Below are 26694 nucleotides of genomic sequence, written 5' to 3' on the forward strand. Positions count from 1 at the left end.
GTCAACGGTTCCGGTCGGGGACGGTGAGGCGTACTTCGGTGCCGCCACCGGGGCACGGCCCCAGGGCGAGGTGGGCGCCGATGAGCAGGGCGCGTTCGCGCATGCCACGGATGCCGGCGCCTTCGGGCGCGGCGCCGATGCCCCGCCCGTCGTCGTGGATGCGCAGTTCCACGCCCACGGCGGTGCGCCGCAGAGTCAGCTCGGCGTGGCGGGCCCGCGCGTGGCGGGCGGTGTTGGTCAGTCCTTCCTGGGCGACGCGGTAGAGCACGAGTTCGGTCTCGCGGCCGAGCGGGGGCAGATCCGCGTCGAGGTGGTGCCCGACGGACAGCCCGGGGTGGGTGAACTCGGTCGTGACTGCCTTCAGCGCGGCCGTCAGTCCGAGTTCGTCCAGGACCCCGGGGCGCAGCCGGCGCGCGATACGGCGGATCTCCTCCAGACTGCCCCGGGTGGTCTCCTGCACCTGACGCAGCTCCTCGCGCACGGCGGGCGGGGCCTCGCCGGCGACGCGGGTGAGTTCGAGCAGCACGGCGGTGAGTGTCTGGCCCACCTCGTCGTGGAGTTCCTGGGAGATGCGGTGGCGTTCGGCCTCCTGCGCGGACAGGGCGCGGGCGCTGCTGGTGGCGCGCTCCTCCTCCAGGCGGTCGAGCATGGTGTTGAACGTCGTGATCAGCTCCGCGATCTCCCCGTGGCCGCTCACGGCCGGACGCCGGCCCGGGCGCAGCAGGTCGGTGGTGGTCATGGCGCGGGTGAGGCGTTCCAGCGGGGCCAGCCCGACGCGCAGCAGGAGGGCGTTGGCGACGAGCATGGCGGCCAGGCCACCGGTGAGTATTGCCGCCTCGGTGAGCAGGACAGGGGTGGAGACGGTCACCGGGCCCAGCAGCAGCGCAGTGGCCGCGAGGAGCACGACAGCGTTCAGCAAGAAGATCCGCCAGTACAGGGGCACCGTGTATCGCCTCCTAGACCTGGTCCCGGCGGCCCGCCATGCTTCATCGTGAGCGCTGCCCCGACCGTCCGCCATCCGTGACAACACCCACCTGCCGATGCGTGAGGGGTTTCGGCAGCGGTGTTCGTAAGGGCCCGCCGCTCCCAGGGATGAGGGGCGGGGCTGATGGCGGGCAGGCGTGGCGGGGCGGAAGTCTGGAGTCCAGGCGAAGACCGCGAGCCCGGGAGGGAGGCGCCATGCCTCAGTCCGACGACGAACGTCTGGTCGCTCTCGCAGCACGGTTCGAGCGCGACGATCCGCGTTTCACCCAGGCACTGAGAACCGGCCGCCCCGTCCGGCCCCGCGAATACCGGCGTGCACGGGCCTGGTGGACGGTGGGGATCGCTCTGGCCGTCCTGGCGACGGGCGTGGTCGTTGCCGACGGACTGCTCATCGCGACCGGCCTGATCCTGGCCGGCATCGGCGCCCAGCTGTTCGACCCCCACCGGACCCGTCCGGGAGGACGTACTCGACCGCCCCGGTGAGAAGGAGCCGCGACGGATTGCTCACCGGTCCCGTCGAGACCGGCCGGGGGAAGGGACTGCCGGGCGGTCCGCAGGGGCCGGTTCGGGCGGGCCGGTGGCTCGGTACCGCGCCACCGGCCCGCCGTCCCGGGGGCTACGACATTCGCCTCCCGGCCCGGTCGGTCACTTGCGCAGCGACCGAAGGCCCACGCGCAGCTCGTTCACGAAGAGCTCAGGCTGCTCCCAGGCCGCGAAGTGCCCGCCCCGGGGGAGCGTGTTGTAGTGGATCAGGTTGGGGTAGGCCTTCTCGGTCCAGGACCTCGGCGCCTGGTACATCTCGTCGGGGAAGACACTGACGGCGGTCGGGAGCCTCACGCCCTTGGCGCTGAAGAAGCCCAGCTTGTTCTCGCCGTAGAGGCGAGCCGCGGAGACACCCGTGTTCGTCAGCCAGAAGAGCGTGACGTTGTCGAGGACGTCGTCCCGCGTCAGCCCCGTCGGCTCCCCGGCGAAGGCACGGGTGATCAGGTCCAGACTCGCCGCGTCATGGTCGAGCATGAAGGCGGCCAGGCCGACGGGGGAATCGGCGAAGCCGGCCAGTGACTGCGGGCGGTCTCCCATGATGTAGGCGTAGTAGGCGTGCGAGTACATGACGCGCAGCTGGTCGACGGCGCGCTGCTCCTCCTGCGAGAGCTCCGGGGTGCCGGCCGGAAGCGGCTGACCGGTCGCGATCGCCTGCTCGATCTCCGGCGGCACGATGCCGGCCATGTTGGTGTGTATGCCGATCAGACCCTCCGGCGCCTGCAGGGCCAGGGCGTCGGTGACGATCGCACCCCAGTCGCCGCCCTGTGCCGCATAGCGCGTGTATCCGAGGCGCCTCATCAGCTCCGCCCATGCGCGTGCGATGCGTTCGGGGTCCCAGCCGCGCTCGGTCGGCTTGCCCGAGAACCCGTAGCCGGGCATCGACGGAATCACCACGTGAAAGGCGTCCGAAGCGTCCCCACCGTGAGCCGTGGGGTTGATCAGGGGGTCGACGATCTTCATCTGCTCCACAACCGAGCCGGGCCACCCGTGGGTGACGATGAGCGGCAGGGCATCCTCGTGCGGTGAGCGCGCATGGACGAAGTGGATGTCCAGGCCGTCGATCTCGGTGATGAAGTTCGGGTGGGACCGGAGCGAGGCCCCGACCCGGCCGAAGTCGTACTCCGTGGCCCAGTACCGAGCGAGTTCCTGCAGGGTCGCGAGCGGTGTGCCCTGCGACTGGTCGGAGACCGTTTCCTTCTCCGGGAAGCGCGTGGCCTCGATGCGCCTGCGCAGCTCGGCGACGTCCGCCTCGGGGAACTCGGGGGTGAAGGGACGAAGGGTGGTCTTGTCGCTGATGTCAGACATGCGGGCCTTCCTGTTGTGCGGTGGGGGGTTTGACCTCTTTAGGTTCGCGCAGCACGGTGCTGTTCGCCCCGGGGAGAACCCCTGGCGTGCCCCCGGTTCCTGGGACGCCGACCCCCGGGGTCGCCCCGGGGGTAGCGGGGCGGTCCGGGATGAGAGAACCGGCGCCCGGTGACGAAGGGTGAGCGGACGAGAACTCCTGGCGCAGCTCTGAAATATTTTCCTATTGCGAGCAAAATGGGATTTTCGGTACTCCGGCGGCAGTCCGTCGGCCGGATCCACCGGAGCGAGGCCGCAGGGCGCAGTCGACGGCGAAAGGCCGGCTCATGAGCGATGTGGGCTACGGACCACAGGCGAGGCTGCTGGGCCGGAGTGAGCAAGTGGCCGCCATCGATCGGGCGTTGACGACGGCGCAGGCCGGCAGCGCCGAGGTTCTGGTTCTTCGCGGTGAGTCGGGGATGGGCAAGACGGCCCTGCTGGACTACACGGCCGACCGGGCCGCGGGCCTTGGGTTCCGTACCTGGGTCATCGCGGGCATCGAGTCGGAGATGCAGCTGCCGTTCGCCAGCCTCCAGCAGTTCTGCGCTCCCATGCTTGATCGGCTCGGGGACATTCCCGGACCGCAGCGGGACGCGTTGTCCGTGGCCTTCGGCCTCAAGGCGGGCCCTTCGCCCAATCGCTTCCTGGTGGGGATGGCCGTTCTCGGTCTGCTGGCCGGCGCCACCGAGAATCCGGACCGCCCCATCGCGTGTCTCGTCGATGACGCGCAGTGGCTCGACGACGGCTCCATGCAGGTACTGGGCTTCGTCGCCAGGCGCCTGATGGCCGAGCCGGTGGCACTGATCTTCGCCCTGCGGGACTTCGGAGACCACCGTGAGACGACCGGCCTGCGGGAAGTCGTCGTCGAGGGTCTCCCTGAACACGATGCCCGCGCGTTGCTGGCGTCGGCCGTGCCCGTGCCCCTCGACCCGCTGGTGAGGGACCGCATCATCGCGGAGGCACGGGGCAACCCGATGGCCTTGCTGAACCTGCCGCGCACTCTGGCGCCGCACGAGTTGGCCGGTGGCTTCTGGTTGCCCGGCAACCAGAAGCCGGCCAGTTACATCGAGAACACCTTTCACCAGCGCTTCCTGTCACTCCCGGAGGGCAGTCGACGGCTTCTGCTGACCGCCGCGGCCGAGCCCACAGGGGACGTGGCCCTGCTGTGGCGGGCAGCCAGTCTCCAGGACATCCCAACGGAGGCCTCGGCCGCTGCCGAGGGCTCAGGGCTTGTCGAGTTCGGGACCGGCGTGCGTTTCCAGCACCCTTTGGCGCGGTCGGCCATCTACCGCAGGACATCCGCACCCGACCGCCGGGCGGCGCACCGAGCCCTGGCGGAGGCGACCGACCCGGTGCTCGACCCCGATCGCAGAGCGTGGCACCGCGCCCACGCGGCCGGCGGGCCCGACGAAAGCGTCGCCGCCGACCTGGAGCGCTCGGCACAGCGGGCTCGAGACAGGGGAGGGGTTGCCGCTGCGGTCGCGTTCCTGCGACGGTCGGCGGAGCTGACCCCCGATCCCACACGCCGTGTCACTCGCGCACTGGCTGCCGCCCAGGTCGGGATCGACGCCGGCGGTGCGGACCCGGTCCACCACATGCTGGCGGTCGCCGAGGCCGGCCCGCTCGACGCTCTCCAGCGGGCCTGGCTCGAGCGGCTCCGCGCCCGGCTGGTCTTCGCGCGGGCACGCGGCAGCGAGGCCCCCGGTCTCCTGCTCGAGGCCGCCCGGAGGCTGACACCTCTCGATCCGGACCTGGCCCGCGACACCCTGCTGGAGGCAGCCAGCGCGGCGATCTTCGCCGGCCGCCTGAGCGAGGGGCCGATGGAGCACGAGGTGGCCGAGGCAGCCCGCGCCGTGCCGACGCCCACGGCCCCGCGGATGGTCGATGTCCTGCTGGAAGGCATCGCCAGTCTGGTCCTCGACGGCTACGCCGGGGGTGTCCCGGCGCTCAGGAACGCACTGCATGCCGTCCGCCGGGGGCAGAGGACGGGGGTGCAGGCCGACGGGAACGGGCTGCGACTGGCCGGCGCGGTGACCCCCGAGCCTCTCGCGTCCGAGTTGTGGGACGACGAGGCTTGGCACGATCTGGCTGCCGACGACGTCAGGATCGCCCGCGAGGAGGGTGCGCTCGCCGCTCTGCCCCTCGCGCTCAACTACCAGGCGTGCTTCCACGTGCATGCCGGTGAATTCACGACCGCGGCGTCCCTGCTGGACGAGGCGGCCGCGCTCTCGGTGGCCGTGGGCAGCCCACCCATACGGCACACGTCACTCGTGCTCGCCGCCTGGAGGGCGCAGGAGTCCGAGGCGATGGATCTGATTCGGACCAGCATGGAAGAAGCGGGTACACGAGGCGAGGGACGTGCGCTGGGCCTGGCCGAGTACGCCACCGCACTGCTCAACAACGGCCTCGGCCGCTACGACGCCGCGATGGCCGCCGCTACGAGCGCCTGCCGGTACGAGGACCTCGGATTCTTCGGCTGGGCATTGATCGAGCTGATCGAGGCGGCGGCCCGCAGTGGGCGGACGGAGGCCGGCGAAGCGGCGCTGGACAGGCTCGTCGAACGCACACAGGCGAGCGGAACCGAGTGGGCCCGGGGCGCGGAGTCACTCTCGCGCGCACTCATGAGCGACGGCGGCACCGCCGACGCGCTCTACCAGGAGGCACGCCGTCATCTCGAACACTGCCGCATCTCCGTCCACCTGGCCCGCGCCCGCCTCCTCCACGGCGAGTGGCTGCGTCGTCAGGCACGCCGCCAGGAAAGCCGTGCCGAGCTACGTTCCGCCTACACGACGTTCAGCGCGATGGGAGCAGCAGGCTTCGCCGAGCGCGCGCGCAGGGAACTGCTGGCGACGGGGGAGACCGCACGCAGGCGGACAGGGGGTGCCGGCGTCGAACTCACGAGCCAGGAGGCTCAGATCGCCAGGATGGCCCAGAGCGGATACACCAACCGCGAGATCGCCGACCACCTGTTCATCAGCCCACGCACGGTCGAATGGCACCTCGGCAACCTGTTCGCCAAGCTCGGCGTCACCTCCCGCCGGCAACTGCGGTCGGTGCTGTCACCCCTGCAGCCAGGGATGGCGGCGAACCAGCGGAGGACGGGTTAGGCCCCGCCGTCCTCCCGCCTACCGGTGGGTGAGCGCGGCGAGTTCCCCCAGCACCCGGGCCGCCGGTGCCGGGTCGATCAGCCACTTCAGGTGGCTTCCTTCGAGGGTGCGGACGTCGTACGGGTTGTCCGGGGTCAGCGCGTCGCCCTCGCGGATCAGCCGGTCCTGGAGGGCGAGCGGCAGACTCGCGTCGTCGGCCAGACGCACGTACGTCTTCGGGACACGGCCCCAGGTCGCCGCCCGCGCCCGGTCGTCGCGGGTGCCGACGTCGAGGTTCTCGTCGGGCTGGAAGGTGTTCAGGAACGTCAGCAACTCCTCGTCGGTGCCGTCGGCGAGGAAGGCCGCCTTGAACGCCGCGAGGGCGTCCGGGTCGCTGGTGCGGAAGTTGACGCGCAGCAGGCCCAGTTCCGCCGGGTTCCCGGCCATCGCCAGGCCCAGGGAAGCGGCGTCGACCGTGGCCATCTCCGGTTCGGCGTAGTAGTCGCCGACGGTCAGATCGACCGGGCACCAGGCCGCGACGTAGACGATGCGGTCGATCAGGTCCGGCCGGGCGTTGGCCGCGGCAGTGGCGGTGACACCGCCCCGGCTGTGCGAGACCAGGATCACCGGCCCGTTCTCCTTGGCCCGTTCCAGGATCCCGATCAGGTGCGCGGCGTTGTCGGCGAGCGTGACGCCCTTGATCGGACCGGGCGCGGTGGCGAGGCCTTCGAGATCCTGCGGCGCCTGATAGGCGGGCGGGTAGCCGGCCCCGAATCCGTGGCCGGGGAGATCGACGGCTACGGAACGGTGCCCGAGCAGCCCGAGTTCGGCTTGGAGCGGCGCGAAGGAGAAGGAGTTCGCGAAGGCTCCGTGCACCAGGACGAAAGTCGGCTGCATCCGTGAACTCACCCTCTGATCCCCCGATGGTCCCCGGGCACCCTAAGCAGCGAGAGATCACCGGTGCAACCGGTACAGCAGTTCTGCTTGCGCCTCGACGGCCGCGCCGGAACCGGGCCACCGCCCGCGAGGTCCCGGCGTCCGTCGCCCCGAGGCGGCGCCGCCCGCGGCCGCTTCCTGAAACGGGCGGCACCACCGGTTCTCGGGGCGGGGCCGTCAGGTCCTCCCGGAAACCACCATGTGCCGGTGCGTCGCAGTGGGACAGTGCGCGATTTCCGCGAGACGCTGCCGTGGGCACCCCGCCCCTCACCCTTCCGCTCTCCTCCCCGGAGTTCGCCATGGCAGCACCGTCCGCCCCGTCCACTGGGGACGGTCACCGCTTCGACGACCTGCGTGCGCTCTTCATCAACTGCACGCTGAAGCCGTCCCCCCAGCTCAGCCACACCCAGGGCCTGATCGACAAGAGCCGGGCCGTCATGGACTCGGTGGGGGTGACCACGGAACTCGTCCGCGCGGTCGACCACGACATCGCGCCGGGCGTCTACCCGGACATGACCGAGCACGGCTTCGCCACCGACACCTGGCCGGCGTTGTACGAGCAGGTGCTGGCCGCCGACATCCTCGTGCTGGCCGGGCCCATCTGGCTGGGCGACAACAGCTCGGTCACCAAGAAGGTCGTCGAGCGGCTGTACAGCTGCTCCAGCCTGCTGAACTCCCAAGGGCAGTACGCCTACTACGGACGCGTCGGCGGATGTCTGATCACCGGCAACGAGGACGGTGTCAAGCACTGCGCCATGAACGTCCTCTACAGCCTCCAGCACCTCGGCTACACCATCCCGCCGCAGGCCGACGCGGGCTGGATCGGCGCTGCGGGACCCGGGCCCTCGTACCTGGACCCCGGTTCCGGCGGCCCGGAGAACGACTTCACCAACCGCAACACCGTCTTCATGACCTGGAACCTGATGCACCTGGCGGCGATGCTCAGACGCGCCGGGGGCATCCCGGCCCACGGCAACCAGCGCTCGGAGTGGGACGCCGGCTGCCGGCCCGGGGCGGACAACCCCGAGCACCGCTGAGCGGACCGCGGCACGGGTGCGGCGTAAGCATTTCGTCATCGTTTCCGTGGTACGGGACGGCCGCCCGCTTCCGTTGAATGGGAGGGCAACGGGCGAACCCCAGGAGATGAGGCGGAGATGGTGCGCGTGCGCAAGGTACTGACCCGGCCGTTGGTCGTCGCGGTGCTGGTGGTGGCGGTCGGCGGAGTCGGCTTCGGGCTGTACTGGTTCCAGCCGTGGAAGCTCTGGCAGGACACGACCGTCGACGAGGCCCTGCCGGGGGTCGTGACCTCCGTGCCTCCTGCCGCCGCACCCCCGGAAGGGTCCCCCGGACGGCCCTCACCGGCCGCCGGACCACGGACGCTGGCGAGCGGGGAGCTGATCAGCCACGAGCACCAGACGTCCGGCACGGCGAAGCTCGTACGGCTGGCCGACGGGTCGCACGTCCTGCGGCTGGAGAACCTCGCGACCACCAGCGGGCCGGACCTGCGCGTCTGGCTGACCGACGCGCCGGTGAAGCAGGGACTGGCCGGGTGGCACGTCTTCGACGACGGCAGGTACGTCAGCCTCGGCGCTCTCAAGGGCAACAAGGGAAGCCAGAACTACGCTCTTCCCCGCGACGTGGATCCGGCGGGCTACAGCAGCGTGAGCATCTGGTGCGACCGCTTCGACGTCTCGTTCGGCGCCGCCGAGCTGGCTCGCGCGTGACAATGTCCAGTAGACCGGGTCGGCAGCCACGGCTGGGCGTGTCGTGACGCCGGCACCGGGCAGTGGGAGACGATGGGCGCTCCCCCGGCAGCCCCGAGAACGAGCGGAGAGGGAGGGGCCGCGTGGACCAGCGTGCGGCGGCTACCCCAGTCGGCAGCGCGAACGTCACCGGCGTGACCGGGCCCGGCCCGGCCGGCTCACGCCCGGGCCGGGACACGGCGGACGTGCGGCGGCGGATTCCCCGTACGGACGCGCTGATGCGGGACGCGCGCCTGTCGGAGGCGGCTGGCCGGCTGGGGGCCGGCGCGGTCAAGGCGGCCGTCCGGCAGGCACAGGCGCAGGCGCGGGACGGCTTTGTCGCGCCGGAGGACGTGGCGGACACCGCGGTCGCCCTGCTGCCGTCCACGGCCGGCGGGCTGCGGCCGGTCATCAACGCGACCGGCGTGGTGCTGCACACCAACCTCGGCCGGGCGTCGCTGTCCGCGGCGGCCCGCCGGGCGGTGCAGGAGGCCGCCGGACCGACGGACGTCGAACTGGACCTGCACACCGGTGTGCGCGCCCGCCGCGGCCGGACGGCCCTTGCCGCGCTGCGCGAGCGGGTGCCGTCGGCCGCCGCCGTGCACGTCGTGAACAACGGGGCCGCCGCCCTCGTCCTGGTGGCGACCGCGCTCGCCGCCGGCAAGGAGATCGTCATCAGCCGGGGGGAGATGGTGGAGATCGGGGACGGTTTCCGCCTGCCGGACCTGCTGGTGTCGACCGGAGCCCGGCTGCGCGAGGTGGGCACCACCAACCGCACCACCGTCGCCGACTACGCCGCAGCGATCGGCCCGGAGACGGCCTTCGTGCTGAAGGTGCACCCCTCCAACTTCCGCATCACCGGGTTCACCCGAGCCGCCGACGCCGGGCAACTGACGGGTCTCGGCGTCCCGGTGGTCGCCGACATCGGCTCCGGACTGCTCGGCCCGCACCCTCTGCTGCCGGACGAGCCCGACGCCGAGTCCCAGCTGCGGGCCGGTGCGTCGCTCGTCACCGCGAGCGGCGACAAACTGCTCGGCGGACCGCAGTGCGGACTGCTCCTCGGGGACGAGGAGCTGGTCCGGAGCGTGTCCCGGCATCCGCTCGCCCGTGCTTTGCGCGTCGACAAGCTGACCCTGGCCGCCTTGGAGGCCACGCTGACCGGGCCGGAAACGCCGACGGCCGCCGCGCTGGGCGCCACTTCGGCGGCCCTCGTCGACCGGGCCGAGCGGCTCGCCTCGGCCCTCGGCGCCGACGGGATCGCCGTCCGGGCCGTCGCGAGCACCGCGACGGTGGGCGGTGGGGGCGCCCCCGGGGTGACGCTGCCCAGCGCCGCACTGTCGCTGCCCGAGCGGTACGCGGCCGCACTGCGGACCGGTCCGGTCCCCGTGGTCGGGCGGCTGGAGGCCGGCCGCTGCCTGCTCGACCTGCGGGCGGTGCCGCCGGAGGACGACGAGAGGCTGGCCGCGGCCGTGCGGTCGGTCCCGGAACCGGCCGCGGAAGGGTAGCCGGCATGCGGGTACTGGCCACCGCAGGGCACGTCGACCACGGCAAGTCCGCCCTGGTGCGGGCGCTGACCGGGATGGAACCCGACCGCTTCGAGGAGGAGCGGCGCCGGGGACTCACGCTCGACCTCGGGTTCGTGTGGACCCGGCTCACCCCGGACGACCCGGACGCCACCGCCGGCTCGGGCGGCTCCACCGGGGAACCCATCGCCTTCGTGGACGTCCCCGGACACGAACGGTTCGTCGCCACCATGCTGGCCGGCGTCGGGCCCGTGCCCGCCGTGCTGTTCGTGGTCGCCGCCGACCAGGGCTGGCAGCCGCAGTCGCAGGAGCACCTGGAGATCCTGGACGCCCTCGGAGTACGGCACGCCGTGCTCGCGGTGAGCCGCAGCGACCTGGCCGACCCCGAGCCCGTGCGCGCGGACGCCGTCGAACGCATGGCCGCCACCTCCCTCGGCCCGGTGCCGTCCGTCGCCGTGAGCGCGGTGACCGGCGCCGGACTGGACCGACTGCGCCAGGAGCTGGTCCGGTTGGGCCGCGCGCTGCCCGTCCCGCCCGCCGACGCGGACGTACGGCTGTGGCTGGACCGGGCCTTCACCGTGCGCGGTCACGGCACGGTCGTCACCGGCACCCTGGGCGCGGGCACCCTCCGCGTCGGCGACCGGCTGGTGGCGGGGGACGGCACGACCGCCCTCCGGGTGCGCTCACTGCAGTGCCTGCACGAGGACGTCTCCGCCGTCAGCGGGGTGGCGCGCGTGGCGGTCAACGTGCACGGCGCAGCCGAGGGCGTGCTGAACCGCGGCCAGGTGTTGCTGACCCCGGACCGCTGGCTGCTCACCGACCTGATCGACGCGCGGGTCTGCGGAGCGCCGGTCGACGACCTGCCCCGGACGCTCACCCTCCACATCGGCGCCGCCGCGGTGCCGGTGACCGTCCGCCCGCTCGGCCCGGACACGGCCAGGCTGACCCTGACCCGCGCGCTTCCCCTGCGGGTGGGCGACCGCGCCGTGCTGCGCGAACCGGGCGGTCGGCGCCCGCCGTGCGGGACGACCGTCCTGGACGTACGACCGCCCCGGCTCACCCGGCGCGGGGCCGCCCGGGCCAGGGCGGCCGTACTGGCGGACATGACCGGCCGGCCGGACGGCGCGGCGGAGCTGCGGCGGCGCAGGCTCGTCCGTGGCTCCGAGCTGGCGGCGATGGGGGTACCCGCCCCCGCCGCGCCGGTCGTCGGTGACTGGCTGGCCGACGCGGCCCACTGGACGGCACTGCGGGACCGCCTGGAGGCCGTGGTCGAACGCCATGCCGCCGAGCACCCGCTGGAGCCCGGCCTGCCCACCGAGGCGGCACGCCGGCTGCTCGGCCTGCCGGACCGGTCCCTCGTCGACGCGCTCGCCGGGACATCGGGGAACCTGCGCGGCGGCCAGGGGCGGTTGTACGGACCCGGAGACCCCCGGCCCACGCTGCCGCCGCAGGTCCGGGTGGCCGTCGAGGCCCTACGGGGAGAGCTGGGGCGAACCCCGTTCCGCGCCCCGGAGGCGGGCCGGCTGGCCGAACTGGGGCTCACGCGCAAGACCCTCGCGGCAGCGGTCGCGGCGGGCGCGCTGCTGCGGGTCGGCGACGGGATCGTGCTGCTGCCGGACGCCGACGTCCGCGCGGCCGCCGTACTGCGCCGGCTGCCGCAGCCGTTCACCCTCAGCGAGGCCCGGCGAGCACTCGACACCACACGCCGGGTGGCCGTACCGCTGCTGGAGTTCCTGGACGCCCGGGGGCACACGGAACGCGTGGACGATCAGCGCCGGCGTTGCCGTGCGGACGCGGAGAGCGGAGGCGGACGGGAATCGAACCCGCCTGCCCGAGATCCTCGGACACCTCGGTTTTGAAGACCGGGAGGGCCACCAGGCACCCACACGCCTCCATCGCCCGCCCAGGCTACCGGAGGGCCAGACCGACGACCCGGAGGACCCGGCATGACCACCACACATGAAGCTCCCGTGCGGCTCACACAGTTCGCTCACGGCGGCGGCTGTGCCTGCAAGATCCCGCCCGGCGAGCTGGAGGACGTACTCAGCGGGCTGACGCGGCCGGCGACCGCGAGCGACGGCACGCTCCTGGTCGGGCTGGCCACCGGGGACGACGCGGCCGTCGTCACCCTCCCCGCCGATGGCGGTGCCTCGACCCGGGCGGTGGTGTCCACGGCGGACTTCTTCACGCCCGTCGTGGACGACCCGTACGACTGGGGACGCATCGCCGCGGCCAACGCGCTCTCCGACGTGTACGCGATGGGCGGCCGTCCGCTCGTCGCCGTCAATCTCCTGGCTTGGCCGCGCGACGTGTTGCCGTTCGACCTCGCCCGCGAGGTGTTGCGCGGCGGGCTCGACATCGCCACCGAGGCCGGCTGCCATGTGGGGGGCGGGCACAGCGTGGACGACCCCGAGCCCAAGTACGGCATGGCCGTCACCGGCCTGGCCGATCCGGCGCGCCTGCTGCGCAACGACGCGGGCCGGCCGGGCATGCCGCTGTCGCTGACCAAGCCCCTCGGCCTGGGCGTGCTGAACAACCGTCACAAGACCACCGGCGAGTGGTTCGAACAGGCGGTGGCCACGATGGTGGCGCTCAACCGCGACGCGTCGGTCGCCGCCCTGGAGGGCGGCGCGACCTGCGCCACCGACGTCACCGGCTTCGGCTTCCTCGGTCACCTGCACAAGCTGGCCCGCACCTCCGGCGTGACCGCCGTGGTCGACACCGCCGCCGTGCCGTACCTCGACGGGGCGCGGGAGGCGGTCCGGGACGGCTACGTCAGCGGCGGTACGCGGCGGAACCTGGAGTGGGTCGCGCCGTTCACGGACTTCGGGCACGCGGACGACGACACCCGGCTGCTCCTGGCCGACGCGCAGACCTCGGGCGGGCTGCTGGTGGCGGGGGAGGTGCCCGGAGCCCCGGTGGTGGGAGAACTCGTCCCGCTCCGGGAACACTCGGTCGTCCTGGCCTGAGGACGAGCAGAGCGCCTGACGAGGACCGGACGAGGACCGGAGCCGGTCAGAGCTCCGTGCCCGTCCGGTCGTCGATCCCGGCCCGAGCCCGGTACTCGCGCACCAGCTGCACGGCGGCCGGGCCCCTGGGCCGGCGCCCCGGCCGGATGTCGACGGCGAACGCCTTCGTCTCCTGGATGTGGGTGTTCGGGTCGAGGGCCATGTGCAGCAACTCGTTGGCGGCGTCCCCGGTGCTGTAGCCGCTCGTACCCCAGTGGTAGGGCAGGCCGACCTGGTGGAGGGGACGCCCGTGCACGGTCAGGGGCGGCACCCGGTCCGTGACCAGCACGCGCGCCTCGATCACGCCCCGGGCGCTGACGATCGTCGCCCACCCGGTGTGCTCCAGGCCGCGCCCGGCGGCCAGTTCGGGGGAGACCTCGCAGAAGAACTCCGGCTGCAGCTCGGCCAGATACGGCTGCCAGCGGGACATGCCTCCCGCGGTGTGGTGTTCGGTGAGCCGATAGGTGGTGGCGACGAACGGGAACACGTCCGAGCCGGGCTCGTCGCCGCTGGGCTGGTAGCGGTTGTCCGGGTGCGGCGGCAGCAGATGCCGTACCGGGTTGCGCTGCCGGCCGTACAGCAGGTTCGGGAACGGCGAGTCCTGCGGCTCGTAGTGCGCGGGCAACGGGCCGTCGGTGAGCCCGGAGGGTACGTACAGCCAGGCCTTGCCGTCGCCCTGCATGATGAACGGGTCGGTGCCCGAGAGGGCCTCGGGCCCGGTCGCGCCGTCCGGCGGCCGGTGGTCGGGGGACTTGTCCTTCTCGAAGTCGGCGACGTCGTGACCGGTCCACTCGCCCCGTTCCGCGTCCCACCACACCAGCGCCTTGCGTTCGCTCCACGGCCTGCCGTCCGGATCGGCCGAGGCGCGGTTGTACAGGATGCGCCGGTTGGCGGGCCAGGCCCAGCCCCACTCGTTCGCCACCCAGTTCTGCTGCTCACCCGGCTTGCGGCGGGCGGCCTGGTTGACGCCGTCGGCGTAGACCCCGCAGTAGATCCAGCAGCCGCAGGCCGTGGAGCCGTCGTCGCTCAGCTCCTCGTACGAGGCCAACGGGTTGCCCTCGGCGTCATGGCCGTTGATCTCGGCGAGGACCGCCTCGGCGTCCGGCTCGGCGATCTCGCCCTTCGTCGGGTAGTCCCAGGTGAGGTCCAGCACGGGCCGGTCCATGGCGTCGGTGGAGGCGGCGAGCTTCTGCCGGATGATCCGCCCGAGGTGGTAGGTGAACCACAGGTCGCTGCGCGCCTCGCCGGGCGGTTCGACGGCCTGGTGGTGCCACTGCAGCAGGCGCTGGGTGTTGGTGAAGGTGCCGTCCTTCTCGGTGTGCGCGGCGGCCGGCAGGAAGAACACCTCGGTGCGGATGTCCTCGGTGCGCAGCTCACCCGTCTCGATCTCCGGGCCGTCCTGCCACCAGGTGGCCGACTCGATGAGGGAGAAGTCCCGTACGACGAGCCAGTCCAGGTTGGCCATGCCCAGGCGCTGCATCTTCCCGTCGGCGGATCCCACCGAGGGGTTCTCGCCCATCAGGAAGTAGCCCTTGCAGGTGCCGTCCAGCTGCGCCATGACCGTCTCGTAGGTGGAGTGGGAGCCGGTCAGGCGCGGCAGGTAGTCGAAGCAGAAGTCGTTGTCGGCGGTCGCGGCCTCACCCCAGTACGCCTTGAGCAGGCTGACCAGATACGACCGCATGTTGCCCCAGTAGCCCTTACGGGCCGCGTCGGCCCGCACGAAGGTGTCCAGGTCCTGCTGATGGTGGGCGTGCGGCATCGGGATGTAGCCGGGCAGCAGGTTGAACAGCGTCGGGATGTCCGTCGACCCCTGGATGGAGGCGTGCCCGCGCAGGGCGAGGATGCCACCGCCGGGCCGGCCGATGTTGCCCAGCAGGCTCTGCAGCACGGCGGCCCCGCGGATGTACTGGACGCCCACGGTGTGCTGCGTCCAGCCGACCGCGTAGGCGAAGGCGGTGGTGCGGTCCCGTCCGGAGTTCTCGGTGACCAGCTCGCACACCTGGCGGAACAGGTGCTGCGGGACGCCGCAGATCGCCTCGACCATCTCGGGGGTGTAGCGGGCGTAGTGCCGCTTGAGGACCTGGAAGACGCAGCGCGGATGGGTGAGCGTCTCGTCGCGTTCGGGTGCGCCCTCGCCCACGTCCGCGCCGCCCGAGCCGTGGGCCTCGCCGCGCGCCGCCTCCGTGACCGCGCTGCTGTCGCCGGTGCGCTTGGCGAACTCCTGGTCCCGCCCGCCCGAGGCCGCCTGGAACTCCGCACCGGCGTACTGCCAGCTGCTGTTGTCGTAGCTGCGGGTCTCGGGGTCGAGGCCGGAGAAGACGCCGTCGAGGTCCTCGGTGTCGCGGAAGTCCTCGCGCAGGAGGGCGGGGCCGTTGGTGTAGGCCACCACGTAGTCACGGAAGTACTTGTCGTTGTCCAGGACGTAGTTGATGATCCCGCCGAGGAAGGCGATGTCCGAGCCCGCGCGCAGCGGCACGTGGACGTCGGCCAGCGCGCTGGTCCGGGTGAAGCGCGGGTCGACGTGGATCACCTTCGCGCCCCGGGCCTTCGCCTCCATCACCCACTGGAACCCGACCGGATGGCACTCGGCCATGTTCGAACCCTGGATGACGATGCAGTCGGAGTTCTGCAGGTCCTGCTGGAAGGTGGTCGCGCCGCCGCGGCCGAACGAGGTTCCCAGACTGGGAACGGTGGAGGAGTGTCAAATGCGCGCCTGGTTCTCGATCTGGACAGCTCCCAGGGCGGTGAACAACTTCTTGATGAGGTAGTTCTCCTCGTTGTCCAGCGTGGCCCCGCCCAGGCTGGCGATGCCGAGCGTGCGCCGGGTGCGGTTCTCGTCGACCTCCCACTGCCAGCCTGCCCGGCGGGCCTCGATGACCCGGTTCGCGATCATGTCCATGGCCGTGTCGAGGTCGAGGCGTTCCCACCCGGTGCCGTGCGGACGCCGGTAAAGGACATGGTGCTCGCGGGCGCTTCCGGTGGTCAGCTGGAGGCTGGCCGAGCCCTTGGGACACAGGCGCCCGCGGGAGATGGGGGAGTCGGGGTCGCCCTCGATCTGCGTGACCCGCCCGTCCTGGACGTACACGTTCTGCCCGCAGCCCACGGCGCAGTACGGGCAGATCGACTTCACCATGCGGTCCGCCGACGCCACCCGGGGCGTGAGCCGCGCGCTGGTGCCGCTCATGGCGGCGGCCCCGCGGCCCAGGGGATCCGTCCCCTTGAGCTGGCGGTAGACCGGCCAGGAGTCGATCCATGTGCGCACGCCCATGTCGTCCGCCCTCCTCTCTCGTCCGCCCTCTGCCGCTTCGTCCTTCGCGCCCTCTGCTGCCGATTTTCCCGCAGGCGGGCGGGCACGGCATCCGCGGCAGGGGGCGGAGTACCCGGGGGCCCCACGCCGAAACGCGGGCCCTCGGGCCGCGGTCAGTGGCCGTCGGACCGTGCCCGCGCCTCCAGCCGCTCCCGCTGGGGTACGACGGTGTACTTCGGGTCCTCCGCAGAGGCCACGCCGGCGTGGAACACACCGGACCGCAGAGCTGCCGAACCGGCCAGCAGAGCCGCACCGGCCACCGTGGCCAGCAGCCGGGCCCGCCCGGTCGCCCGGCCCCGGCCGTCCGCGTACGCCGCCAGCGCCGCACCGCCTGCCGTGAGCACCTCCGCCGAACGCAACTGCCAGTGCTGCTTTCCCTGGTCGTACGGCTCGGCGGCCAGCCCCATGCGCCGCTTCATCAGCCGGAAGGCACCCAGTTCCAGCCCCGCGCCGAGCAACGCCAGCCGGCGCGCGGGCCCGGTCTCCCGGAACGGCGCGCAGACCAGGGCGAGCCCGGCCGCGGCGGTGGCGGCCGAACCCGCGAAGACGAAAGGCATCTCGCGGTGACCCTCGTGCCACGACGGCACCGCCGTGTCGGACAACAGCACAGCGGTGTACGTGGCGACGGCCGGGCCGAGCGCCGCCGCGCCGCCCGTGGCGGCGGCACCGACGATCCGGTAGCGGCCGGCGACATCGGTGGCAGCGGCGGCGAACGTGAGCGGTGCGTAGCCCGCCAGCAGCCACGAACCCAGGTTCATGGGGGAGGTGGGCTTGAAGACGCGGAGCATGTGGAGGAACCGGGCGGGACGCCCCAGGTCGTGCACGAGCGCCGCCAGGGACAGCGAGATCGCTCCGGACGCGCCCAGTTTCGCCGCGCGGGCCAGCCCCGGGCGGCCCGTGGCCTGGCCACCGGCGGCCAGCAGCGAGGACGCCCCGGCGAGTCCGCCGAGGTAGAGGTAGCCCGCGATGTCCAGCGGCTTCCACGTCGGCTTGTTCAGGACCGGTTTGCCGTAGTACGAGGAGAACTTCGCGTCGGGCACCATCGCCTGCTCGCCACGCCTGCGGCGGCGCCGCCGGCGCCCGGCCCGGGCCCCGGTGAGGGCGTCGCGTCCGGGGCGTGCGCCTTCCATCCCGTCCCGGGTGACGTCGGACCCGCTCATCGGCCTCCTGAGGAAACGGCTCATCGCGGCCTCCTGGCGAAACTGACGACGGCCAGTGCGGCGAGCGACGCCGCGGCCGCCCCGGCGTGCCGCCACATGGCGGGCAGATCCCGGGTGGTGACGACGGGGTCGGGTGGCAGCCCGTAGACCTCCGGTTCGTCCAGCAGCAGGAAGAACGCGCCGTCTCCTCCGACGCCGTCCCGCGGGTCCTCGCCGTACAGGCGCGCGTCCGTGACGCCGGCCGCGTGCAGCTGCGTGACCCGGGCCGCCGCCCGCTCCCGCAGTTGGTCCAGAGGGCCGAACTGGATGGAGTCGGTGGGGCACGCTTTCGCGCAGGCCGGTTCCATGCCGACGCCGAGGCGGTCGTAGCACATGGTGCACTTCCAGGCGCGGCCGTCGTCGACGCGCTGGTCGATGACGCCGTACGGGCAGGCCGGAATGCAGTAGCCGCAGCCGTTGCAGATGTCCTCCTGGACGACCACCGTGCCGAACTCGGTGCGGAACAGCGACCCGGTCGGGCACACGTCGAGGCAGGCCGCGTGCGTGCAGTGCTTGCAGACGTCGGAGGACATCAGCCAGCGCAGTTCGGTCCGCCCGTCGGGTGCGACAGAAGAGACGGGGGAGGGGGAGACGCCCAGGTTCCCGGCGGCCGTGAAGACGTCGACGTCCTCGTGGCCGATGCCCGGTTCCTGCCCGCCCAGCGGCTTGCGCTGCTCGATGAAGGCCACGTGCCGCCAGGTGCTGGCGCCGAGCCCCTGGGTGTTGTCGTAGGACATGCCGGTCAGTTCCAGGCCGTCCTCCGGGATGGCGTTCCACTCCTTGCACGCCACCTCGCATGCCTTGCAGCCGATGCACACGGAACTGTCGGTGAAGAAGCCCACGCGCGGTGGAGGATCGGTGTACCCGGCCGCCCTCACCACGTCGGCCTGCGGACCGGACATCCGGCCGCCGTGAGTCGCACCCTCGCCTGTCCCCGCCGTGCGTGCGGTGCTGTCGTCCGTCATGCCCGGGACCTCCTCGTTCACGACTCGTCGGCCTCCTGTGGCTGAACGCGTTCCCGAGGTGGTGCTCACGGAAGCGGCGTCACACCTGCGTCTCGTGTGCCCTCGACGGTGACTCGTCACGCACGCGGTGGCCGCGCGTCCTCGACACCGCCGACCGGGCAGTCCTGTCTCCAGGAGACCTCGGTGCCGCGCTGCCCGCAGCCCGGGCACGCCCGTTCGGCGGCGTCGCGGTCCGCGACGGCAGGGCGGCCGCCGTGCCGCACCTGCGACGGCACCTCTCAGGCGGCGAACGCGTCCACGCCGGTCAGCTCGGCGGACAGCGCCCACAGGCGGGCGGCCTGCTCAGGGTCCGTGGCCCACTCCTTGACCCCCACCCGGGAGCCATCCGCCGGGGCGGGCTCGGCGATGTCGCAGTCCTCCAGGTAGACGCCGCCCATGCCGTTCAGCTGGGGGGAGGTCGCCGCCCACACCTGCGTGGCCGCGCCCTGCTGCGGAGTCTTGAACGCCTCGGGGTGCAGCGGCTTGCCGTCGTCGTCGATCCAGCCCCGCTCGACCATCTCCTGCTTCGTCAGATGCCGCTGAAGCGGGGTGAGGATGCCACCGGGGTGCAGCGAGAAGGCCCGCACGCCCCGCTCCCGGCCGAGCCGGTCGAGATGCACGGCGAACAGCGCGTTCGCCGTCTTCGCCTGGCCGTACGCCTCCCACTTGTCGTAGTCGTGCCGCCAGTGGACGTCGTCCCAGCGGACGGGCGAGCGGTGGTGACCGGCCGAGGAGACCGCGACGACGCGGGCGCCGCCCGGCTCGATCGCAGGCCAGAGGCGGTTGACGAGGGCGAAGTGGCCCAGGTGGTTGGTGGCGAACTGGGCCTCCCAGCCCGGCCCCACCCGGGTCTCGGGGCAGGCCATGACCGCCGCGCTGTCGATGACGACGTCCAGGGTCCGGCTCGAGGCGAGGAACCGCTCGGCGAAGGCGCGCACGCTGTCCAGGTCGGCGAGGTCCAGTTCGTCCACCTCGACACCGTCGATCCCGGCCAGGTTCTCCCGCGCCGCGCCGACCCGGCGGGCCGGGACGACGACCCGGGCGCCGGCCTTCGCCAACGCGCGCGTGGTCTCGACGCCGATGCCCGAGTAGCCGCCGGTCACCAGGGCGAGCCGGCCCGTGAGGTCGATGCCCGCCAGGACGTCGTCCGCGGTGCTCCGGGCGCCGAAACCCGAGCCGAGCTTGTGCTGGGGTGTTGTGCTGTCGCTCATGACCGCACGCTACGAATTCGAGTGCCCTCGAAGTCAAACGCGGCCCGCGGCCCTGGTCCGTACAGGCCTCGAACGAGGCGTCGGTGGCGGCCGTACAGGCCCTGGGAACAACCGCCGACGCCGCGTGGTTGAAGCCATTGTGGTGGTGAAGGGAACAGTGGCCCCGTGCCTCACCCATCGCCCGCGAGGAAGATCGTTCGGCTGAAGCCTCGCGGAGCCTCTCGCCGCGGAGGCGACCGCCCTTCACGACCACGTCTGTGTACAGCCCCGGCCGGTGGCCTCGCCGACCGGGGTTGCTTCGCGTTCAGGGGCGCGTCGATTTCGCAAAGCGAAAGCGGAGACGGTCACGTACCGTGACGGGAGTCCGCCGCGGGCCGGAACGTGGTCCTGTTCCGGGAGCACCGCAAGCCGCTGCTCATCGCCGTCTTCGGCCGCTTCGCCGAGGCCGGCAACTACCACCGGGGTCGGCCACTCCGGCATCTCGATCGGCTACCGGACGGCCTAGGTACTGGATGGTGATCGGCTTCGTGATCCTCACGACGCTGAACTCGACGAGGTCGGTGTCGCCGCCGCCCGGAAACCCACCGACCGGGCTGCGGCCGTCTCGACCGCACGCCGCCGGACCACGGTCCGCAGGCCGCCGCGTCCCCGCCCTACCGGTCGGACTGTGGCCACACGTAGGGCAGATCGTCCGGAACGCCGGGGAACGCGTCCGCGTACGACACCGGGTCCTTGCGCACGAGCGCGGAGCGGTGACTGAGGTGAAAGGCGGCGTCGCCCAGCCAGGGCGGGAGTTCCCCGGCGGCCGCGAGAGCGGACTGGGTCCGCACCTGGGCGCCCGGCCGCTCCGCGCCGAATCCGGCGACGAGCGAGGCGGCACAGCTGTCCTGGTGCCCCTGCTCGCGCCACACCCGGCAGACCTCCAGTCCGTACCGGACCAGCGCCTCCTCGTACCCGTTCCACATGCGCACGGCCGGGTGCCTGCGCCAGCCGTACCCCGGAACGGTCAGGCCCCGCAGCACCTGGAGGGCCTCGACCCGCTGCTTACCCAGGCGGCGACGGTCGAGCAGCAGCGCGGAGCGCCGGAAGTCCGGATCGGGCAGGAACGTCTGCATGAGCGTCGTCCTGAGGTGGGGGAGGGGCGGGGTGCGCCCCCTGGGGCGGCCGCGCTCACTTCGGGCGGCGGGCACTACCCATTTTCACGCAGCGGTGCCTGCGCCGCGTGAGTTCGCCTCGTCGGCGGCGCGCCACACGCCGAAGCTGCGCCGTTCCCCGACCGGGCGCCACAGGCCTCGGCCGGGTCCGTACCCAACCGTCGAAGGCGTCCTGCCGGCGGGCGAGGACATCGTGAAGTGGTCGTCGTCCTCGACGGGACCGGCGGTGACGAGGTCGACATCGTGCGCCTGGCCCTCGGGTGCGATGGTCCGGGAGTAGCGCCGGAACTCCGCCCGTCCGCCCGGCAACGGGCTGGGCACGAAGAGGTTGACTCCGAGCGGCACACCGCTGGAGCGCACCTGATCGACCTCCTCGGCGCGGAAGGGATGAGACCCGTGCGGCGGCGTGCCACCACCGCATCGGAGCCGCCCGGGTCAGTGCCCGGCCGTCTGGCCACCGTCGACGGGCAGGATCGCGCCGGTGACGAAAGGCGCGTTCTCCAGGTAGAGGACCGCATCGGTGATGTCGGCGACCTCGCCCATGCGACCCACGGGGTGCATGGCGGCAAGCGTCTCGTGGTGCTCCTCGGGGTGCATGGGAGTCTTGATCGTGCCCAGGGCCACGGCGTTGGCGCGGATGCCGCGGGAGGCGTACTCGATGGCCAGTGCCTTGGTGGCGGCCTGCAGCCCGCCCTTGGACAGGGACGCGAGCACGGACGGCACTGCGGAGCTGGGGTGCTCGACCAGGCTGGTGGTGATCTGAACGAGGTGGCCGCCACCCTGCTTGAGCATCTGCTCGACCGCGAGCTGGCTGATGCGGAAGAAGCCGTCGACGTTCACGCCCAGGACCGCGTCGTAGTCCTCCTTGGTGAACTCGGTGAACGGCTTGGAGAGGAAGATCCCCGCGTTGTTGACGAGCGTGTCGATACGGCCGAACCGCTCCACGCCGGCCGCGATGACGCGTTCGGCGGTGTCACGGTCGGCGATGTCTCCCTGGACGGTGAGGACGTCGGCGTCCTGCGAAGGGGCGATGCCGCGTGAGGTGGCGACGACGGCGTAGCCCAGCTTGCGGTAGGCGGTGACTAGCCCGGCACCGATGCCCTGCGACGCACCGGTGATGACGGCGACCTTCTGTGCCTGACTGCTCATGATGGCCTCTCGGGAGGGGAGTGGACCGGCCGATAACCGACCGTTCGTCTAACGTAGATGACCGGTCGAGTATTTGTAAAGCGGGGAGGGGCGCGGGCTGTGTGAGATGGAAGACGTGCTTCCGTCTCTCGTCGTGTAGACCGCGATGGGAAGTCATCCGGTCGAACCACGTCCAGGTGGATGCCGTGAGGCACGGCCACCCGTCCCGCCCCGGCTCGCACGGCTGGCGTGCGCGCACAGGTGGCGGCGAGGGACGATGGAGTGGCCGTAGTGGGGGGAGTCGGCCCGTGGTCCGGTCCGGCAGGCCGATCGGAGGCCGAAAGGAGCCTGGGGTATGGGTGCAACCGAACCCCTCCGGGGTCGTCCCGGCGCGTCGGGTGTGGTTGCGGCCGGGACGGGTGGCCTGCTGGACGTGCTGAACGTGGCCGCCGTCCTCCTGGACTCCCACGGCAGGATCGATCTCTGGAGCCCCCAGGCCGAGACCCTCTTCGGCTACAGCGCCGAGGAGGCCCTGGGGCAGTACGCCGGCCAGCTGCTGATCGACGACGCTGACCTGGAGACAGTGCTGGGGCTGTTCGCCCAGGTCATGGACGACGGTGAGAGCTGGGCCGGGGTCTTCCCCATCCGGCACAAGGACGGCAGCAGGCGCCTTGTGGAGTTCCGCAACATGCGGCTGCTGGACGAGCAGCGTGACTACTACGCGCTGGGACTGGCCGCGGACCAGGCGACGCTGGCACAGGTGGAGCGCAACCTCTCCCTGTCCGACCAACTGGTGTCCCAGTCGCCGATCGGACTGGCCATGCTCGACACCGACCTCCGGTACATCTCCGTCAATCCCGCGGAGGAACGGATGAACGGCGTGCCGGCCACGCGGCATGTCGGTCGGCACGTCAGCGAGGTGCTGCCCTTCCTGGACCAGTCCTTCGAAGGGTCCATGCGCGCGGTGCTGGCCACCGGGATTCCGATCCTGGACCAGTACACCGTGGGCCGTACGGCGGCCGACCCGGACAACGAGCACGCCTGGTCGGTCTCGTTCTACCGGTTGGAAGCCCCCAACGGGACGGTGCTGGGGGTGGCCACCTCCAGCGTGGACGTCACCGACCGGCACCGCGCCGTCGAGGAGCAACGCCGCACGGCCCTCACCCTCCAGCGCAGCCTCCTGCCGCACCCCCCTCCGCAGCGCCCCGGTCTCGACGTCGCCTATCGCTACCGTCCCGCGCAGGCCACCGTCGAGATCGGCGGAGACTGGTTCGACGTCATTCCCCTGGCCGGCGACAAGACCGCACTGGTCGTCGGCGACGTCATGGGCAGCGGCGTCACGGCCGCGGCGGCCATGGGACAGCTACGCACCGCCACAAGGACCCTGGCCGACCTCGATCTGCCGCCCGCCCAGGTCCTGCATCACCTCGACCACATCACCGACGATCTCGAAACCCTCGCGACCTGCGTCTATGCCGTCTTCGATCCCGGCACGGCGCAATGCCGCGTCTCCCTCGCCGGGCACCTCCCACCCGCGCTCCTGCACGCGGACGGCGTCTGTGAACTCCTCGACCTGCCCACCGGCGCGCCCCTGGGCGGCTGCGGCATTCGCTTCGACTCCACCTCCTTCGACTTCGAGCCGGGCGATCAGCTCGTCCTCTACACCGACGGCCTCGTCGAGCGGCGTGACCAGCCGATCGACGCCTGCCTGGAGGTGCTCCTCGCCGTCCTGGACGACCCCACCCGCCCGCTGGACACCACCTGCGACCAGCTCCTGCGCATTCTGCGAGCCGGAGGGGACCACGACGACGTGGCCCTGCTCATCGCCCGGGCCGGTTGAGCCGCACCAGCGGCAAGGCCGGAAACCGCACAACTGACCGAGATCAACCGGCGTGCACCAGCCGTGTCCGGCCCCTCGGATGCCGCGACGCGATCCCCTCGACGGCTACACCCCCGGGCTGCCGCTGGGCTTCGACGAACTGGTGCTGGACCTGCTCGCCGCACAACGGCCGCCGTACGCCTACGAGTTCGACGGCTACTGGCTGGACATCGGGCGCCCCGACGACTACGACCGGGCCAACGCGGAGTTCACCAGCCGCAAGTCGCTGCTGCTCAAAGGAGCCTGAGCACTGATGCGCATCCTCGTCCTCGGCGCCACCGGCTACCTGGGCGGTCACGTCGTCGACCGGCTGCGTGTCCTCCCGGGCACGCGGCTGCTCGTCGGCGGCCGCTCACCCGACGCCGACGTCACCGTCGACCTCGCCCGCGGCGGCCCGCGCGACCTGGCCGAGGCGCTGGCGGCGGCCGCGCCCGCCGTCGTCGTCAACTGCGCGGGAGCGACCGGGGGGGACGCGGTGACCCTCGCGGAGGTCAACGCGCGTGGCCCCGCCGCACTGTGCGCCGCACTGCGCGCGGCGGCTCCCGCCGCCCGACTGGTCCATCTCGGCTCGGCCGCCGAGTACGGCCCCGGTACCCCCGGCCTGCGGGTGACGGAGTCCGACCCGACCAGCCCTGCCGCGCCCTACGGTGCGACCAAGCTGGCGGGCACGGTGGCGGTGACCGCGTCGGGCCTGGACGCGGTGGTGCTGAGGGTGGGGAACCCGGTGGGGCCGGGGGCCCCGTCCACCGGGCTCCCCGGCCGGGTCGCCGCGCTGCTCGCCGACGCCGGGCGCGATCCGGACGCGACGCTGCGGCTCGGCGATCTGTCGGCGCACCGCGACTTCGTGGACGTACGCGACGTGGCCAGGGCGGCGGAGCTCGCGGCCACCGCCGTGGGACCGCTTCCGCCCATCCTCGACGTCGGAGGTGGTGAGGCCATCCCGGTGCGCGAACTGGTGCGGCGGCTGGCGACAGCGGCCGGCTTCCGGGGCCGGATCGCCGAAGCGGGCGGGGGCGGGTCCGCGCGGTCCGCGCGGGTGTCGTGGCAGTGCTCCGACATCACCGCCGCCCGCGACGCCCTCGGCTGGCGGCCGTCCCACTCCCTTGACGCGTCACTGACGGCGCTGTGGGCGGCGGTGGGCGCCCGGTCCGCGCGCCCCGAAGGGGTACCGGCGCCGTGAGCCTGCTGATTCCGCTCTATGTCCATCCGGCCGAGGACCCGGCCGCGTGGCACCGCCTCATCACTTGCGCCGCCCGCACCTACGCGGTCGTGCTCAACCCCGCGAACGGGCCCGGCGAGGCCTTGGATCCGGCGTTCCTCGCCGCCGCGGAGGCGCTGCGCGCGGCGGGGGCCCGGCTGCTCGGCTACGTCGACACGGACTACGGGGCGCGCGACCCGGCGCAGGTCGTCGCCGATGCGCGCCGGCACCAGAAGTGGTACGCCGCGGACGGCTGCTTCCTCGACCAGACGACGGCGGGCCCGGACGGGTTGCCGGCCTGCCGCCGGCTGGTGCGCTCCCTTCGCAAGCTGGGCATCTCGACCGTGGTCCTCAACCCGGGGGTCCACCCCGCCCCCGGTTACGTGGCGCTCGCCGACCTGACCGTCACCTTCGAGGGCCACTGGTCCACGTACGTCTCGGCGTTCGGCCGCCCGTCATGGACCGAGCGGCAGCCGCCCGAACGGCTCTGCCACCTGGTCTACGGGGTGCCCGCCCCGCTCGTCCCGCTCGCCGTGCGCACCGCGACCCAGCGGGGCGCGGCGGTGTGCGGGCCGGTGACGGGGGAGCCGCCCAACCCCTGGTCCCGGCTGACCCCCGCACTGACCGAGGCGGACCGATGAGGCGGCCGGCAGCGGCGTTCACGGCCGTGCTGCTGCTCCTGGCCACCCTCGCCGCCTGCTCCGGCGAGCCCGACCGCACGCCACGCGCGCTGTGGCAACCGCGCCCCGGACTCACCTGGCAGTGGCAGCTCGACGGCAAGGTCGACCCGTCCGTCGACGTGCCCGTCTACGACATCGACGGCTTTGAGAACGGCGCCGCCGACGTAGCCGGGCTGCACCGGGACGGCCGCAAGGTGATCTGCTACATCAACGTCGGCGCCTGGGAGGACTACCGCCCCGACCGGAAGGCCTTCCCCCGCTCCGTGCTGGGCGGGCCGAACGGCTGGCACGGCGAACGCTGGCTCGACATCCGCCAGGTAGCGGTCCTGCGGCCCCTCATGGAACGTCGGTTCGACATGTGCCGCGACAAGGGCTTCGACGCGGTGGAACCGGACCTGGTGGAGGGCTACGCCAACGACACCGGATTCCCCCTGACGGCGAACGACCAGCTGCGCTACAACCGCATGATCGCCGAGATCGCCCACGAGCGCGGCCTGGCCGTGGGCCTCAAGAACGACTGGCCCAGATCCCCCAACTCCTCGACCACTTCGACTTCGCGGTCAACGAGGAGTGCGCCCAGTACGACGAGTGCGCACTCCTCGAACCCTTCGTCGCGTCGGGCAAGGCGGTCTTCCACGTGGAGTACGCGGAGCCCACGGGCAGTTTCTGCCCGCAGGCACGGGAGCTGCGGTTGTCGTCGATGCTCAAGAAGCCGGAACTGGGCACCTGGCGCAAACCGTGCTGACCGCGGTCACGAGCTGCCGCGCCGCG

20 protein-coding genes, 1 tRNA gene and 4 pseudogenes are annotated in these 26694 nt (G+C 72.3%); 13 read left to right on the plus strand and 12 right to left on the minus strand.

Annotated features, from left to right (window positions below; all coding sequences use genetic code 11):
- Nucleotide 1: 1 nt before the first annotated feature.
- Nucleotides 2–943 carry a HAMP domain-containing sensor histidine kinase gene (locus AB0O67_RS06295; RefSeq protein WP_365446740.1) on the minus strand — a complete coding sequence of 314 codons (942 nt, stop codon included), beginning with the start codon at nucleotides 941–943 and terminating at the stop codon, nucleotides 2–4.
- Nucleotides 944–1179: 236 nt separating this feature from the next.
- On the opposite strand from AB0O67_RS06295, the gene AB0O67_RS06300 reads away from it, so the two are divergent.
- A complete protein-coding gene (locus AB0O67_RS06300; protein ID WP_365446742.1) occupies nucleotides 1180–1467 on the plus strand; it encodes a DUF3040 domain-containing protein in 288 nt (95 codons plus the stop codon).
- A gap of 162 nt (nucleotides 1468–1629) precedes the next feature.
- Here AB0O67_RS06300 and AB0O67_RS06305 read toward each other — a convergent pair whose 3' ends face one another.
- The gene (locus AB0O67_RS06305; RefSeq protein ID WP_365446744.1) at nucleotides 1630–2832 is read right to left on the minus strand and encodes an epoxide hydrolase family protein; all 1203 of its coding nucleotides are present in this window, start codon (nucleotides 2830–2832) and stop codon (nucleotides 1630–1632) included.
- Between the two features lie 323 nt (nucleotides 2833–3155).
- Here AB0O67_RS06305 and AB0O67_RS06310 point away from each other — a divergent pair, with 323 nt between their 5' ends.
- Nucleotides 3156–5975, plus strand: coding sequence for an AAA family ATPase (locus tag AB0O67_RS06310; RefSeq protein WP_365446746.1), 2820 nt, complete (start codon nucleotides 3156–3158; stop codon nucleotides 5973–5975).
- Nucleotides 5976–5993: 18 nt separating this feature from the next.
- On the opposite strand, the gene AB0O67_RS06315 is transcribed toward AB0O67_RS06310, so the two are convergent.
- Nucleotides 5994–6851, minus strand: coding sequence for an alpha/beta hydrolase (locus tag AB0O67_RS06315; RefSeq protein WP_365446748.1), 858 nt, complete (start codon nucleotides 6849–6851; stop codon nucleotides 5994–5996).
- Nucleotides 6852–7189: 338 nt separating this feature from the next.
- Between AB0O67_RS06315 and AB0O67_RS06320 the strand changes: the two genes are divergently transcribed.
- From AB0O67_RS06320 to AB0O67_RS06335, 4 genes and pseudogenes are all read left to right on the plus strand, one after another.
- A complete protein-coding gene (locus AB0O67_RS06320) occupies nucleotides 7190–7927 on the plus strand; it encodes a flavodoxin family protein (RefSeq protein WP_365446750.1) in 738 nt (245 codons plus the stop codon).
- A 117-nt stretch (nucleotides 7928–8044) separates the two neighbouring features.
- Nucleotides 8045–8614: a DM13 domain-containing protein gene (locus tag AB0O67_RS06325; RefSeq protein WP_365446752.1), complete on the plus strand. Its 570-nt coding sequence runs from the start codon at nucleotides 8045–8047 to the stop codon at nucleotides 8612–8614.
- Between the two features lie 173 nt (nucleotides 8615–8787).
- Entirely contained in the window at nucleotides 8788–10137 is a 1350-nt protein-coding gene (gene selA, locus AB0O67_RS06330) for an L-seryl-tRNA(Sec) selenium transferase (RefSeq protein WP_365446806.1), read from the plus strand.
- A 5-nt stretch (nucleotides 10138–10142) separates the two neighbouring features.
- Nucleotides 10143–10652, plus strand: a pseudogene (locus tag AB0O67_RS06335) (GTP-binding protein); the annotation flags it as partial.
- A gap of 186 nt (nucleotides 10653–10838) precedes the next feature.
- Here AB0O67_RS06335 and AB0O67_RS06340 read toward each other — a convergent pair.
- Nucleotides 10839–11435, minus strand: coding sequence for a hypothetical protein (locus AB0O67_RS06340; protein ID WP_365446754.1), 597 nt, complete (start codon nucleotides 11433–11435; stop codon nucleotides 10839–10841).
- Here AB0O67_RS06340 and AB0O67_RS06345 point away from each other — a divergent pair.
- Nucleotides 11331–11873, plus strand: a pseudogene (locus AB0O67_RS06345) (selenocysteine-specific translation elongation factor); the annotation flags it as partial. The gene AB0O67_RS06340 and the pseudogene AB0O67_RS06345 sit on opposite strands and share 105 nt — an antisense overlap.
- Nucleotides 11874–11956: 83 nt before the next feature.
- Here AB0O67_RS06345 and AB0O67_RS06350 read toward each other — a convergent pair.
- Nucleotides 11957–12049: transfer RNA gene (locus AB0O67_RS06350), tRNA-Sec, on the minus strand.
- Nucleotides 12050–12101: 52 nt separating this feature from the next.
- Here AB0O67_RS06350 and selD point away from each other — a divergent pair.
- A complete protein-coding gene (gene selD, locus AB0O67_RS06355; protein WP_365446756.1) occupies nucleotides 12102–13124 on the plus strand; it encodes a selenide, water dikinase SelD in 1023 nt (340 codons plus the stop codon).
- A 46-nt stretch (nucleotides 13125–13170) separates the two neighbouring features.
- On the opposite strand, the gene fdh is transcribed toward selD, so the two are convergent.
- The 7 genes from fdh to AB0O67_RS06390 form a co-directional block, all read right to left on the minus strand.
- Entirely contained in the window at nucleotides 13171–16431 is a 3261-nt protein-coding gene (gene fdh, locus AB0O67_RS06360; protein ID WP_365446758.1) for a formate dehydrogenase, read from the minus strand.
- A 152-nt stretch (nucleotides 16432–16583) separates the two neighbouring features.
- Nucleotides 16584–17630 carry an NrfD/PsrC family molybdoenzyme membrane anchor subunit gene (gene nrfD / locus AB0O67_RS06365; RefSeq protein WP_365446808.1) on the minus strand — a complete coding sequence of 349 codons (1047 nt, stop codon included), beginning with the start codon at nucleotides 17628–17630 and terminating at the stop codon, nucleotides 16584–16586.
- Nucleotides 17631–17650: 20 nt separating this feature from the next.
- Nucleotides 17651–18571 (minus strand): 4Fe-4S dicluster domain-containing protein, encoded by a 921-nt coding sequence (locus AB0O67_RS06370; protein WP_365446810.1) that lies wholly within the window; start codon nucleotides 18569–18571, stop codon nucleotides 17651–17653.
- 341 nt (nucleotides 18572–18912) lie between these two features.
- On the minus strand, nucleotides 18913–19884 hold the full coding sequence (locus AB0O67_RS06375; RefSeq protein ID WP_365446760.1) for an SDR family NAD(P)-dependent oxidoreductase: 972 nt from the start codon (nucleotides 19882–19884) through the stop codon (nucleotides 18913–18915).
- 653 nt (nucleotides 19885–20537) lie between these two features.
- Complete coding sequence (locus AB0O67_RS06380; protein ID WP_365446762.1) at nucleotides 20538–20999, minus strand: MSMEG_6728 family protein; 462 nt, start codon at nucleotides 20997–20999, stop codon at nucleotides 20538–20540.
- Nucleotides 21000–21083: 84 nt separating this feature from the next.
- Entirely contained in the window at nucleotides 21084–21398 is a 315-nt protein-coding gene (locus AB0O67_RS06385; protein ID WP_365446764.1) for a hypothetical protein, read from the minus strand.
- A gap of 75 nt (nucleotides 21399–21473) precedes the next feature.
- The gene (locus AB0O67_RS06390; RefSeq protein WP_365446766.1) at nucleotides 21474–22187 is read right to left on the minus strand and encodes an SDR family oxidoreductase; all 714 of its coding nucleotides are present in this window, start codon (nucleotides 22185–22187) and stop codon (nucleotides 21474–21476) included.
- 334 nt (nucleotides 22188–22521) lie between these two features.
- Between AB0O67_RS06390 and AB0O67_RS06395 the strand changes: the two genes are divergently transcribed.
- From AB0O67_RS06395 to AB0O67_RS06415, 5 genes and pseudogenes are all read left to right on the plus strand, one after another.
- Nucleotides 22522–24006 carry a SpoIIE family protein phosphatase gene (locus AB0O67_RS06395; RefSeq protein WP_365446768.1) on the plus strand — a complete coding sequence of 495 codons (1485 nt, stop codon included), beginning with the start codon at nucleotides 22522–22524 and terminating at the stop codon, nucleotides 24004–24006.
- Between the two features lie 97 nt (nucleotides 24007–24103).
- Nucleotides 24104–24292: pseudogene (locus AB0O67_RS06400) on the plus strand (nucleotidyltransferase family protein); the annotation flags it as partial.
- A gap of 6 nt (nucleotides 24293–24298) precedes the next feature.
- Nucleotides 24299–25225, plus strand: a complete 927-nt coding sequence (locus AB0O67_RS06405; RefSeq protein WP_365446770.1) for an NAD(P)-dependent oxidoreductase — start codon at nucleotides 24299–24301, stop codon at nucleotides 25223–25225.
- Nucleotides 25222–25884 carry a spherulation-specific family 4 protein gene (locus tag AB0O67_RS06410; protein ID WP_365446772.1) on the plus strand — a complete coding sequence of 221 codons (663 nt, stop codon included), beginning with the start codon at nucleotides 25222–25224 and terminating at the stop codon, nucleotides 25882–25884. The genes AB0O67_RS06405 and AB0O67_RS06410 overlap by 4 nt, the downstream gene beginning before the upstream one ends.
- Nucleotides 25881–26668: pseudogene (locus AB0O67_RS06415) on the plus strand (endo alpha-1,4 polygalactosaminidase). Before AB0O67_RS06410 ends, AB0O67_RS06415 begins: the two are co-directional and overlap by 4 nt.
- Nucleotides 26669–26694 lie beyond the last annotated feature (26 nt).

The organism is Streptomyces sp. NPDC086077, assembly GCF_040686175.1.
GTDB lineage: Bacteria > Actinomycetota > Actinomycetes > Streptomycetales > Streptomycetaceae > Streptomyces.

Coding starts and splice junctions, on each gene's coding strand:
- AB0O67_RS06405 (WP_365446770.1), top strand. CDS start 24,299: ATGCGCATCCTCGTCCTCGGCGCCACCGGCTACCTGGGCGGTCACGTC.
- AB0O67_RS06320 (WP_365446750.1), top strand. CDS start 7,190: ATGGCAGCACCGTCCGCCCCGTCCACTGGGGACGGTCACCGCTTCGAC.
- AB0O67_RS06390 (WP_365446766.1), bottom strand. CDS start 22,187: ATGAGCAGTCAGGCACAGAAGGTCGCCGTCATCACCGGTGCGTCGCAG.
- AB0O67_RS06300 (WP_365446742.1), top strand. CDS start 1,180: ATGCCTCAGTCCGACGACGAACGTCTGGTCGCTCTCGCAGCACGGTTC.
- AB0O67_RS06340 (WP_365446754.1), bottom strand. CDS start 11,435: ATGGCGTTCGACCACGGCCTCCAGGCGGTCCCGCAGTGCCGTCCAGTG.
- AB0O67_RS06395 (WP_365446768.1), top strand. CDS start 22,522: ATGGGTGCAACCGAACCCCTCCGGGGTCGTCCCGGCGCGTCGGGTGTG.
- AB0O67_RS06375 (WP_365446760.1), bottom strand. CDS start 19,884: ATGAGCGACAGCACAACACCCCAGCACAAGCTCGGCTCGGGTTTCGGC.
- AB0O67_RS06325 (WP_365446752.1), top strand. CDS start 8,045: ATGGTGCGCGTGCGCAAGGTACTGACCCGGCCGTTGGTCGTCGCGGTG.
- AB0O67_RS06380 (WP_365446762.1), bottom strand. CDS start 20,999: ATGCAGACGTTCCTGCCCGATCCGGACTTCCGGCGCTCCGCGCTGCTG.
- AB0O67_RS06305 (WP_365446744.1), bottom strand. CDS start 2,832: ATGTCTGACATCAGCGACAAGACCACCCTTCGTCCCTTCACCCCCGAG.
- AB0O67_RS06315 (WP_365446748.1), bottom strand. CDS start 6,851: ATGCAGCCGACTTTCGTCCTGGTGCACGGAGCCTTCGCGAACTCCTTC.
- selD (WP_365446756.1), top strand. CDS start 12,102: ATGACCACCACACATGAAGCTCCCGTGCGGCTCACACAGTTCGCTCAC.
- AB0O67_RS06370 (WP_365446810.1), bottom strand. CDS start 18,571: ATGTCCGGTCCGCAGGCCGACGTGGTGAGGGCGGCCGGGTACACCGAT.
- AB0O67_RS06310 (WP_365446746.1), top strand. CDS start 3,156: ATGAGCGATGTGGGCTACGGACCACAGGCGAGGCTGCTGGGCCGGAGT.
- nrfD (WP_365446808.1), bottom strand. CDS start 17,630: ATGAGCGGGTCCGACGTCACCCGGGACGGGATGGAAGGCGCACGCCCC.